Origin of the sequence: Pseudonocardia sp. (assembly GCF_025965585.1) — a bacterium.
Taxonomy (GTDB): domain Bacteria; phylum Actinomycetota; class Actinomycetes; order Mycobacteriales; family Pseudonocardiaceae; genus Pseudonocardia.
Map to the genome: position 1 here is coordinate 1 of NZ_JAOPWR010000112.1, position 10683 is coordinate 10683.

A 10683-nucleotide genomic window follows, 5' to 3' on the forward strand; every position below is an offset into this window, starting at 1 on the left:
CGCGCCGCGCCCGGCGCCCCACCAGCCGCCGGCCTCGCGGGCGCCGGCCAGCACCGCGCCGACATGCACCGGCTGGGCCGGCAGCGCGGCTTCGATCTGTGCGATCTCGTCGTCGCTCGGGCGCCGGTCGACGCCGGGCTCCGGCATCGGCACCGGGTTGCGGTGGGGCAGCACGACCTGGCCGACGGTGTACAGCGCGATGTCGGCGAGCCCGCGCGAGCGGTTGCGCACCAGCATGTCGAGCAGGCCCGGCAGCAGCGTGGTGCCGAGCTCGGAGCGGTCGGCGTCGAGGGGGTTGAGCACGTGCACGGTGGTGCGGCGGACGTCGTCGGCCGCGAGACCGAACGCGTCCCACACCGACGGGTCGACGAACGGGAACGGCAGCACCTCGACGAACCCGGCCTCGGCCAGCGCGCGCGAGACGGCCCGACGGCGCAGCTGCGACGGGGTCAGCCCGCGCCCGGCCGGGGCCGACGGCAGGACCGACGGGATGACGTCGAGGCCCTCGAGCCGCAGCACCTCCTCTACGAGGTCGGCGGGCTGGACGAGATCGGGCCGCCAGGACGGCGGGGTGGCGGTCACGCCGCCGCGGCCGTCGTCGGCGGTGGCGAGCTCGACATCGCAGCCCACCTGGGCGAGCCTGCGGACCGTGGCGCCGGGCGCGTACTTGACGCCGGCGACGCGGTCGGGCAGGTCGAGCGGCATCCAGATCGGGTTGGCCGCGGGTGCGGCCCCCGCGTCGGTGCGGCCGGGGGCGATGGTGCCGCCCCCGTACTCGACGAGCAGCTGCGCGGCGCGCTCGGCGGCCACGGGCGGGAGCTGGGGGTCGACGACACGCTCGAAGCGCTTGGACGCCTCCGAGGGCAGCTTGTGCCGCCGGGCGCCGCGGGCGATCACGGCGGGCTCGAAGTGGGCGGCTTCGATCAGCACGTCGATCCGGCCTTCGTCGCCGGGGGCGGAGCCGCCTCCGGCGGTGGTGATCTCCGTGGACGCCCCACCCATGACGCCCGCGAGCCCGATCGGGCCGGAGTCGTCGGTGATGAGCAGGTCGTCGGGATCGAGGGTGCGCTCGACGTCGTCGAGCGTGGTGAGCTGCTCCCCCGCCTTCGCGCGCCGCACCACGATGCCGCCCTGGAGCTTGCCGGCGTCGTAGGCGTGCAGGGGCTGGCCGAGCTCGAGCATCACGTAGTTGGTGACGTCGACGATGAGCGAGATCGGGCGCATCCCGGCGGCGAGCAGGCGGCGCTGCATCCACCACGGCGCGGGCGCGGCGGGGTCGACCCCGTCGACGCGGCGGGCGACGAACCGCGTGCAACCGGGGTCGTCGAGCGAGACGGGCCAGGCGTCCTCGGGGGACGCGGGCACCTGCACGCGCGCGGCCGGGTCGGTGTAGTCGGTGTCGAGGGCCGCCGCGATCTCCCGGGCGAGGCCGCGCACCGAGAAGCAGTAGCCGCGGTCGGGGTTGACGTTGATGTCGAGCACGGCCTCGATACCGAGCAGCGGCATCGCGTCGTCGCCGGGCTCGCCGCTGCCGGGCGGCAGCACGAGGATGCCGGCGTGGTCGGAGCCGATGCCCAGCTCCCTCGACGACGCGATCATGCCGTCGGAGGTGTGGCCGTAGGTCTTGCGCGCCGAGATCACGAACCCGCCGGGCAGCACGGCGCCGGGCAGCGAGACGACGACGAGGTCACCGACGGCGAAGTTGCGGGCGCCGCAGATGATGCCGTGGGTGGTCTCGGGCCCCACCTGCACCTGGCACCAGCGGATCGGCTTCTTGAGCCCGGTGAGCTCCTCGATCTCCTTCACGAGCCCGACGACGAGCGGACCGGTGATCTCGGCGGGCTCGATCACCTCTTCGATCTCGAACCCGACGCGCACGAACGCGTCGGCGGTCTCGTCGACGCCGGGGAGCGGGCTGCCGACGTGCTCGGCCAGCCAGGACAGGGGAACCCGCACTGCAAACTCCTACGCGAAGAAAGGAAAGTCAGACGCCGAAAGCGCGGCTGAAGCGGACGTCGCCCTCGACCATGTCGCGCATGTCCGGGATGCCGTTGCGGAACATCAGCGTGCGCTCCAGGCCCATACCGAACGCGAAGCCCGAGTAGACGTCGGGGTCGACGCCTGCGGCCCGCAGGACGTTGGGGTGCACCATGCCGCAGCCGCCCCACTCGACCCAGCCGGCGCCGCCCTTCTTCTCCGGGAACCACACGTCGGGCTCGGCCGACGGCTCGGTGAACGGGAAGTACGACGGCCGCATGCGGATCTTCGACTCGGTGCCGAACATCGCGCGCGCGAACGCGTCGAGGGTGCCCTTGAGGTGGCCCATGGTCAGGCCCTTGTCGATCGCGAGGCCCTCCACCTGGTGGAACACCGGGGTGTGGGTGGCGTCGAGCGCGTCGGTGCGGAACGTGCGGCCCGGGCACACGACGTAGACGGGCAGGTCGCGCTCCAGCAGGGCGCGGATCTGGACCGGGGACGTGTGCGTGCGCAGGACCGTGGACCCGTCGTCACCGGCGGGGTCGGCGAGGTAGAACGTGTCCTGCATCGTGCGCGCCGGGTGGTCCTTGCCGAAGTTGAGCGCGTCGAAGTTCAGCCACGACGACTCGACCTCGGGGCCCTCGGCCACCTCCCAGCCCATGCCGACGAACACGTCGGCGATGCGCTCGGAGATCTGCGTCAGGGGGTGCCGGGCGCCGCGCGGGATGCGGTCCCACGGCAGCGTGACGTCGACGGCCTCCTCGGCGAGCACGCGCGCGTCGCGCTCGGCGGCGAGCACCTCGCGGCGGGCGTCGAACGCCTCCTGTGCCTCCTGGCGGGCGGCGTTGACGCGCTTGCCGGCGTCGGCGCGGTCCGGGCCCGGCAGCGAGCCGAGCTCGCGGCGGGCCAGCAGCAGCGGGGCACGATCGCCCAGGTGCACGGGCTTGATCTCGGCGAGCGCGGCCAGGTCGGCAGCATCCTCGAACGCCGCGCGGGCCGCAGCGACGGCAGCGGCCAGTGCGTCCGGGTGCAGCGGGTTCATCACGTCCGTGCTCTCAGTCATGGTGGTCCGATCCTAAAGGGGGTGGCGACACCGTTACGCAGGCGGACCGTCCTGCGCCGCCGTTCAGGTGCCGTCCACGCTCACGCCGTGGGATCGGGCACGACCCCGATCGGTCCCACCTGCCTGCTCGGCAGGACGACGCGGGCGCAGGTGCCGCGCGGCTGTACGGCGCGTACCTCCAGTCTGCCACCGCAGGCGGCGACCAGTCCGCCGATCACCTCGGGCGGCGACGCCCGCGCGGCGGCCGGACGCGTCGTCGGTGACGCCGAGGACCCGCGGAATCCCGGAGCGCCCCACCGCGGACCTCCGACACGGTGTTCGAGACGGTGCCCCCGGCCCCGCGGCGCGTACCGCACCGCACCGCAGGCAGTAACGAGCCGGGCCACTCGGAGCACCGCTATCGGGCGCGGGCCCCGACGGAGGCGTACAGGCAGACAGCAGCGGCGGTCGCGAGGTTGAGGCTCTCGGCGTGGCCGTGGATCGGTACGCGGACGCGGTGGTCGGCCCGCTCCATCGCGAGGTCCGGCACGCCGTGCGCCTCACCCCCGAAGACCCACGCCACCGGCCCGCCCAGTACGGCGGCGGCCGCGGGGTCGTGCAGGTCCAGCTCTCCGTGGCCGTCGGCGACGAGGAGCACCAGGCCCGCGGCCCGGCACGCGTCGAGCGCAGCGGCGGTGTCGCGAACACGCGCCAGAGGTAGGTGGAACACGCTGCCCGTGGACGCGCGGACGGCCTTGCCGTTGTGGGGGTCGACGCTGTCGCCCGCGAGCACCACGGCGTCGGCACCCGCCGCGTCGGCCACGCGGATCACGGTGCCGGCGTTGCCGGGGTCGCCGATTCCGGCGCACACCGCGACGAGCCGCGACATGCGGCCGGGCCCGCGGGCGAGGGCCTCGCCGAGCGGGACGTCGAGCAGGTCGCAGACGGCGACGAGACCCTGCGGGGTGACCGTCTCCGACAGGGACTCCGCAGCCCGCTCGGTGACCGGCACGATGCGCGCACCGGCATCATCCGCGGCGTGAAGCAGCTCGGGGTGGCGCGCGGCGGCCACCTCGGTGACGAACAGCTCGTGCACGTGGCCGAACCGCACCGCCTCGCGGACGGCCTGCGCCCCCTCCACGAGGAACCGCCCGGCCCGATCGCGCCCGGCGCGGCGCAGCAACTTGCGTGCTGCGACGACGCGCGGGGTGCGTTCGGTGCCGAGCGGTACGGCTCCGGAGAGGAACGGGCGGCTCAGGCCGCCGTCCCGTCCTGCGCGGCGGCCTGGGCGGGCACGTGCGCGCGAGCGACCTCGACGAGCGCGGCGAAGGCGGCCGGGTCGCTGATGGCGATCTCCGACAGCACCTTGCGGTCGACCTCGACCTCGGCGATCTTGAGGCCCTGGATGAAGCGGTTGTAGGTCATGCCGTTGGCGCGGGCGGCCGCGTTGATACGGGTGATCCACAGCTTCCGGAAGTCGCCCTTCTTGGCGCGACGGTCACGGTAGGCGTAGTTCAGCGAGTGGAGCATCTGCTCCTTCGCCTTGCGGTACAGCCGCGAACGCTGGCCGCGGTAGCCGCTCGCCAGCTCGAGGGTGGTGCGACGCTTCTTCTGAGCGTTGACCGCGCGCTTCACGCGTGCCATGGGTGTTTCCTCACAGTCGGGGGTTCAGCGGGGGCGGGCCGGAACTACAGGCCGAGCATCTTCTTCACGCGTCGACGGTCGGCCGGGCTGACCTCGACGACGTGGGAGAGGTCTCGTGTCTCCTTGCTCGACTTGACCTCGAGCCGGTGGCGCAGGCCGGCCTGCTGGCGCAGGAGCTTGCCGCCGCCGGTCACCTTGACCCGCTTGGACATCCCGCTGTGCGTCTTGTTCTTCTGCTTCGCACTGTGGTTCGCGTTCTTCTTGGGCATGGCAGTTCCTACTCACCGGTGACGGCACCCCGGCGGGGCCGGGGGCGTCAGTACTTGTGGTGCGGTCGTCTGGCCGTCAGGCCTGGTGGGCCTCGGCGGCCTGCGCATCCACCGGCTCCGTGTCCGGAGAGGCGGGACGCGGCCGGGTCGGCGGCTTCTTGTTCGGAGCGATCACCATCGTCATGTTGCGACCGTCCTGCTTCGGGGTCGCCTCGACCACGCCCAGATCGCTCACGTCCTCCGCGAGGCGCTGCAGCAGCCTGAACCCGAGCTCGGGACGGGACTGCTCGCGACCACGGAACATGATCGTGACCTTGACCTTGTTGCCGCCTTCGAGGAAGCGCCGGACGTGGCCGCGCTTGGTCTCGTAGTCGTGCTTGTCGATCTTCGGTCGGAGCTTCTGCTCCTTGATCGTGGTGAGCTGCTGGTTGCGGCGGGACTCCCGGGCCTTCTGCGCGCTCTCGTACTTGAACTTGCCGTAGTCCATGAGCTTGCAGACCGGCGGGCGGGCCTGAGCAGCGACCTCGACGAGGTCGAGCTCGGCCTCCTGCGCGAGCCGCAGGGCGTCCTCGATACGCACGATGCCGACCTGTTCCCCGTTCGGTCCGACCAGCCGGACCTCGGGAACGCGGATGCGGTCGTTGATGCGCGTCTCTGTGCTGATGGGGTCTCCTCGTATCGACGTCGTGTGGAGCGACGGAGCGAAGACCCGACGGACAAGCCCATGCACCTACGGTGCATCGGCGGACCGGACCCGGACACCATCAGCGTCGCGGGTGGGAGCGGGGCTCCACTTGATCGCCCTGCCTGTTGAGGCGTACTGACATACGCAACAACGTGCGACAGGGTGGTCGCATTCCGAAGGTTACACGAGGGCCCTCCCGGGATGCGAACGGCGGGGGTCCGCGGCACCGGCCGAGCCTCACGCGGCGTCGGCGCGGGATCCGCCGCTTGCGGTGCCCGGTCACGATCGCCGTGGTCAGGACGTCGAGCACGACCACCGGCTCCCCGTCGGCCGCGGCGAGCTCCGTGGCCAGGTCGAGTCGAACGGCGGGCCCGCCGCGTCCTCCGCGCTCAACGAGGGCAGCGGCCCGGGCAGGCCGACGGCGCATCAACCCGGCCCACTCCGGCGCCACCCGCTCGTCCTCGTCCGGCGGCACCCGAGCGAGCACGAACGCCGTCTGCTCGGCGTGGCCGTCGCAGTAGGAGCGCGGCGCCTCCGCCGACTCCCCGAACAACGCCTGCGCCTCCGGCGCGGTGAGGGCGGTCAGGTCGGTCCGGGCCCCGCCCGGCAGCGACCAGCCGCCGCGTCCCGGCTGCGGGTGGACCGGGACGACGGCGGCCGAGAGCGCCTCGAGATCGCGCCGGGCCGGGCCACCGACACCTCGAGCTCGTCCGCCAGGCCGGCGGAGGTCGCCCGGCCCGCGCCTGCAGGTCGGCATCGTGCAGAACCCCCACCACCTGGCGTTGCTCGACGCCCGCTGAGACCCGGACGCCCGGCGCCGGCCGCGGCCGACTGCCGACCAGATGGGGCCGACCGGTCGCTGGTGCGGGCCCCGGCGCCGGGCCTAGCGTCGGCGCCCTGCTCCCCGCCGCAGTGACCGCCGTCGTCCGACAGCGGAGCCGACACGACCGGAGGACAGCCCCGATGGACATCCGAGAACTCACCGACAGGGCCCAGGACGCCTGGAACGCGAAGGACGAGGACTCCTTCGTCGCCCTTTACGCCGAGAACCACGAGGTGGTGGCGCCGGGCTTCACCGGCAAGGGCATCCAGGGCGTGCGTGACTTCTGGGCGCTGTGGAACGGAGCGTTCCCCGACAACCGCATCGCCTACCGGACGCTGCTGGTGGACGGGCAGCAGGCCGCCCAGCTCGCGACGTTCCAGGGCACCCACACCGGGCCTCTGATGGCGCCGGACGGCTCGGCGATCCCGCCCACCGGACGGCCGATGACCACCACCTACACGCTGTTCACCACCATGGACGGCGAGAAGGTGGCGCGCTCGGAGTTCATGTTCGACCAGATGGAGATGCTGGGTCAGCTCGGCCTGCTGCCGGGCTGAGCCGACCCGATCGCCCGCCGCCTAGCTCGCCGCCGCGGCCTTGCGGCGGCGAGCCGGTGCGCGCTTCGGCTCCTCTGGTGTGACGAGGCCCCGGAGGAACTCGCCCGTGTAGCTGTCGGGGTGGGCCGCCACCTGCTCGGGCGTGCCCTGGGCGACCACCGTGCCGCCGCCGGAACCGCCCTCGGGCCCCATGTCGATGATCCAGTCCGAGGTCTTGATCACGTCCAGGTTGTGCTCGATGACGATCACCGAGTTGCCCTTCTCGACCAGCCCGTTGATCACCAGCAGCAGCTTGCGGATGTCCTCGAAGTGCAGGCCCGTGGTGGGCTCGTCGAGGATGTAGACCGTGCGGCCGTTGGAGCGCTTCTGCAGCTCCGAGGCCAGCTTGACGCGCTGCGCCTCGCCACCGGAGAGGGTGGGCGCGGGCTGCCCGAGCCGGACGTAGCCCAGGCCCACGTCCACCAGGGTGCGCAGGTAGCGCGCGATCGAGTTGATCGGCGCGAAGAACTCCGCGGCCTCCTCGATCGGCATGTCCAGCACCTCGGCCACGGTCTTGCCCTTGTAGTGCACCTCGAGCGTCTCGCGGTTGTACCGGGCGCCCTTGCAGACCTCGCAGGGCACGTAGACGTCGGGCAGGAAGTTCATCTCGATCTTGATGGTGCCGTCGCCGGAGCACGCCTCGCAGCGCCCGCCCTTGACGTTGAACGAGAACCGCCCCGGCTGGTAGCCGCGCACCTTGGCCTCGGTGGTGGAGGCGAACAGCTTGCGGACCTGGTCCCACACGCCGGTGTAGGTGGCGGGGTTGGAGCGCGGGGTGCGGCCGATGGGCGACTGGTCGACCCGGACGAGCTTGTCGAGCTCCTCCAGCCCGGTGATGCGGGTGTGGCGGCCGGGCACCTGACGGGCGCCGTTGAGCTTGTTGGCCAGGACCGTGGCCAGAATGTCGTTGACCAGCGTTGACTTGCCCGAGCCCGACACCCCGGTGACGGCCACCAGCGCGCCCAGCGGGATGTCGACGTCGATGCCCCGCAGGTTGTGCTCGCGCGCGCCGACCACCGTCAGCTTGCGCTGGGGGTCGATCGGGCGGCGCTTCTCCGGGACCGGGATCGAGCGCCGGCCCGACAGGTACGCGCCGGTGAGCGACGTGTCGTGCGACTCCAGCCCCTCGACGGAGCCGCTGTGCACGATGTGGCCGCCGTGCTCCCCCGCGCCCGGGCCGATGTCGACGGCCCAGTCGGCGGCGCGGATGGTGTCCTCGTCGTGCTCGACGACGATGAGCGTGTTGCCGAGATCGCGCAGGCGGATGAGCGTCTGGATGAGCCGGCGGTTGTCGCGCTGGTGCAGGCCGATGGACGGCTCGTCGAGCACGTAGAGCACGCCGACCAGGCCGGACCCGATCTGCGTGGCCAGCCGGATGCGCTGGGCCTCGCCCCCCGACAGCGAGCCGGCGGCCCGCGACAGCGAAAGGTAGTGCAGCCCGACATCGAGCAGGAAGCCCAGGCGGGCCTGGACCTCCTTGAGGATCGCGCCGGCAATCATGGTCTGGCGCTGGTCGAGCACCATGCCGCCGAGGAACTCCGAGCACTCGGCCACCGACATCGCCGACACCTCGGCGATGGAGCGCTCGCCCTGGTCGCGGTGGGCGAGCGTGACGGCCAGGACCTCGGGCTTGAGCCGTGCGCCCTTGCAGACCGGGCACGGCACGTCGCGCATGTAGCCCTCGTAGCGCTCGCGCTGCGAGTCGGACTCGGTCTGGTCCAGGCGCCGGTCGAGGAACGGGATGACGCCCTCGTAGTTGGCGTAGTACGAGCGCTCGCGGCCGTAGCGGTTCTTGTAGCGGATGTGCACCTGGTCGTTGCTGCCGTGCAGCACGGCCTTCTGCGCGGCGGCGTCGAGCTTGTGCCACGGGGTGCTCATCCGGAAGCCGATGGCACCGGCGAGCCCCTCGAGCAGCCGCCCGAAGTACTCCGCGGAGTGGCCGCCCGCCCACGGGGCGATGGCGCCGTCGGCGAGGGAGAGATCGGGGTCGGGGACGACCAGCTCGGGGTCGACCTCCTTCTTGATGCCCAGGCCGGCGCACTCGGGACACGCGCCGTAGGGCGAGTTGAAGGAGAACGTGCGGGGCTCGAGCTCGTCGAGCGACAGCGGGTGGCCGTTGGGGCAGGCCATGCGCTCGGAGAAGCGGCGTTCGCGGTGCGGATCGTCGTCGGGGAGGTCGACGAAGTCGAGCACCACCAGCCCGTCGGCCAGCCGCAGGGCCGTCTCCACCGAGTCGGTGAGCCGCTGCTTGGACGACGCCTTGACCGACAGCCGGTCGATCACCACGGCGATGTCGTGCTTCTCCTGCTTCTTGAGCTTCGGCGGATCGGTGAGCATGTGCACCGTGCCGTCGACGAGCACGCGGGAGTATCCCTGCTGCTGGAGAGCGGTGAAGAGATCGACGAACTCGCCCTTGCGGGTGCGCACCACCGGGGCGAGCACCTGGAACCGGATGCCCTCCTCCATGGCGAGCACCTGGTCGACGATCTGCTGCGGCGTCTGCTTCTCGATCACGTGGCCGCAGACCGGGCAGTGCGGGACGCCGGCGCGGGCGTAGAGCAGCCGCAGGTAGTCGTAGACCTCGGTGATGGTGCCGACCGTGGACCGCGGGTTGCGGTTGGTGGACTTCTGGTCGATCGAGACCGCGGGCGAGAGGCCCTCGATGAAGTCGACGTCGGGCTTGTCCATCTGGCCGAGGAACTGGCGCGCGTACGCCGACAGCGACTCGACGTAGCGTCGCTGGCCCTCGGCGAAGATCGTGTCGAACGCCAGGCTGGACTTGCCCGAACCGGACAGGCCGGTGAACACGATGAGGCTGTCGCGCGGCAGGTCGAGATCGACACCACGCAGGTTGTGCTCACGCGCGCCGCGCACGACCAGGCGTGAACGGTCCTCGACGGGGCGATCGGCCACGGGGGGGAGCCTCCTCGGGTTCCAGGAGCGGGACAGCCGGTACCGACGCCGGGACCGTCCCTTTCATGCTAAGCGCGCCGACCGACAGAACCGGACGGGCGCCGGGGTGGCCCCGGCGGGCGGATGCCCTGGGGAGCCGAATGCGCCGCGACGAGGATCGCACGCACGTTCGAACCTCGCGAGCCGGGGTCGGGGCCCGGATGGCGCGGCCCGCTCAGCGGTCCCAGGGACTCGGCGAGCGGACGGCCATCCTTCACGATACGCCCGTCCGACGACGTGCAGCGCCGGCGGAGCGCGGCCGCGACGTCCTCGTCAGGCAACCCCAGGCAGCCGTCCCGCGGTCTCCGGGTCGCGGCGGAACGTGTCGGTCGGCACCCGGTGCAGAGCGGCTTCTCCGCCCGCTCCCGCACGGCGACCTGCGCGCGCGGCACCACGGAGATCCGGCCCTTCTCGTGGCGCTGCACAGCCGGCACGACCGTCTCGAGCGCCGTCATCGGGGCGAACAGGCTCTAGTGCTGCAGCGTCCCGCCGATCGCCAGGGTGAGCATGTGGAAGAAGATGCCCGCGCTGCGGACGGTCACCCAGCCCGTGAGCGCCGCGGCGAGCGCACCGACGACGGCGCCGACCAGCAGCGGCACCGGCGCCTCGGCCGTCACGTTGATCGACACCCGGCCCGCCGCGTACGCCCCGGCGCCGAGGTACCCCGCGTGTCCCAGGGACGGCAGGCCCGTGCC

General features: G+C 72.3%; 8 protein-coding genes and 2 pseudogenes. 1 reads left to right on the forward strand and 9 read right to left on the reverse strand.

The window, feature by feature from the left end; translation table 11 throughout:
* The 7 genes and pseudogenes from pheT to JWR81_RS06970 all read right to left on the reverse strand — a co-directional run.
* Positions 1-1956, reverse strand: a 1956-nt coding sequence (pheT, locus tag JWR81_RS06940) for a phenylalanine--tRNA ligase subunit beta (protein WP_297648319.1), incomplete at its 3' end; no start/stop codon positions are given.
* Positions 1957-1984: 28 nt separating this feature from the next.
* Positions 1985-3040 carry a phenylalanine--tRNA ligase subunit alpha gene (gene pheS, locus JWR81_RS06945; protein ID WP_297648320.1) on the reverse strand — a complete coding sequence of 352 codons (1056 nt, stop codon included), beginning with the start codon at positions 3038-3040 and terminating at the stop codon, positions 1985-1987.
* A gap of 397 nt (positions 3041-3437) precedes the next feature.
* A complete protein-coding gene (locus JWR81_RS06950) occupies positions 3438-4202 on the reverse strand; it encodes an RNA methyltransferase (RefSeq protein WP_297648322.1) in 765 nt (254 codons plus the stop codon).
* Between the two features lie 71 nt (positions 4203-4273).
* A complete protein-coding gene (gene rplT, locus JWR81_RS06955) occupies positions 4274-4663 on the reverse strand; it encodes a 50S ribosomal protein L20 (RefSeq protein ID WP_297648324.1) in 390 nt (129 codons plus the stop codon).
* Between the two features lie 44 nt (positions 4664-4707).
* Positions 4708-4932: a 50S ribosomal protein L35 gene (rpmI, locus tag JWR81_RS06960; protein WP_297648326.1), complete on the reverse strand. Its 225-nt coding sequence runs from the start codon at positions 4930-4932 to the stop codon at positions 4708-4710.
* Positions 4933-5008: 76 nt separating this feature from the next.
* Positions 5009-5611, reverse strand: a complete 603-nt coding sequence (gene infC, locus JWR81_RS06965; protein WP_297648330.1) for a translation initiation factor IF-3 — start codon at positions 5609-5611, stop codon at positions 5009-5011.
* Between the two features lie 553 nt (positions 5612-6164).
* Positions 6165-6334: pseudogene (locus JWR81_RS06970) on the reverse strand (HTH domain-containing protein); the annotation flags it as partial.
* 246 nt (positions 6335-6580) lie between these two features.
* Between JWR81_RS06970 and JWR81_RS06975 the strand changes: the two are divergent.
* Entirely contained in the window at positions 6581-6997 is a 417-nt protein-coding gene (locus tag JWR81_RS06975) for an ester cyclase (RefSeq protein WP_297648327.1), read from the forward strand.
* A 21-nt stretch (positions 6998-7018) separates the two neighbouring features.
* On the opposite strand, the gene uvrA is transcribed toward JWR81_RS06975, so the two are convergent.
* Both uvrA and JWR81_RS06985 read right to left on the reverse strand, forming a co-directional pair.
* Positions 7019-9949 carry an excinuclease ABC subunit UvrA gene (gene uvrA, locus JWR81_RS06980; protein WP_297648329.1) on the reverse strand — a complete coding sequence of 977 codons (2931 nt, stop codon included), beginning with the start codon at positions 9947-9949 and terminating at the stop codon, positions 7019-7021.
* 509 nt (positions 9950-10458) lie between these two features.
* A pseudogene (locus JWR81_RS06985) lies at positions 10459-10683 on the reverse strand (hypothetical protein); the annotation flags it as partial.

Coding starts and splice junctions, on each gene's coding strand:
- pheS (WP_297648320.1), bottom strand. CDS start 3,040: ATGACTGAGAGCACGGACGTGATGAACCCGCTGCACCCGGACGCACTG.
- rplT (WP_297648324.1), bottom strand. CDS start 4,663: ATGGCACGCGTGAAGCGCGCGGTCAACGCTCAGAAGAAGCGTCGCACC.
- rpmI (WP_297648326.1), bottom strand. CDS start 4,932: ATGCCCAAGAAGAACGCGAACCACAGTGCGAAGCAGAAGAACAAGACG.
- JWR81_RS06975 (WP_297648327.1), top strand. CDS start 6,581: ATGGACATCCGAGAACTCACCGACAGGGCCCAGGACGCCTGGAACGCG.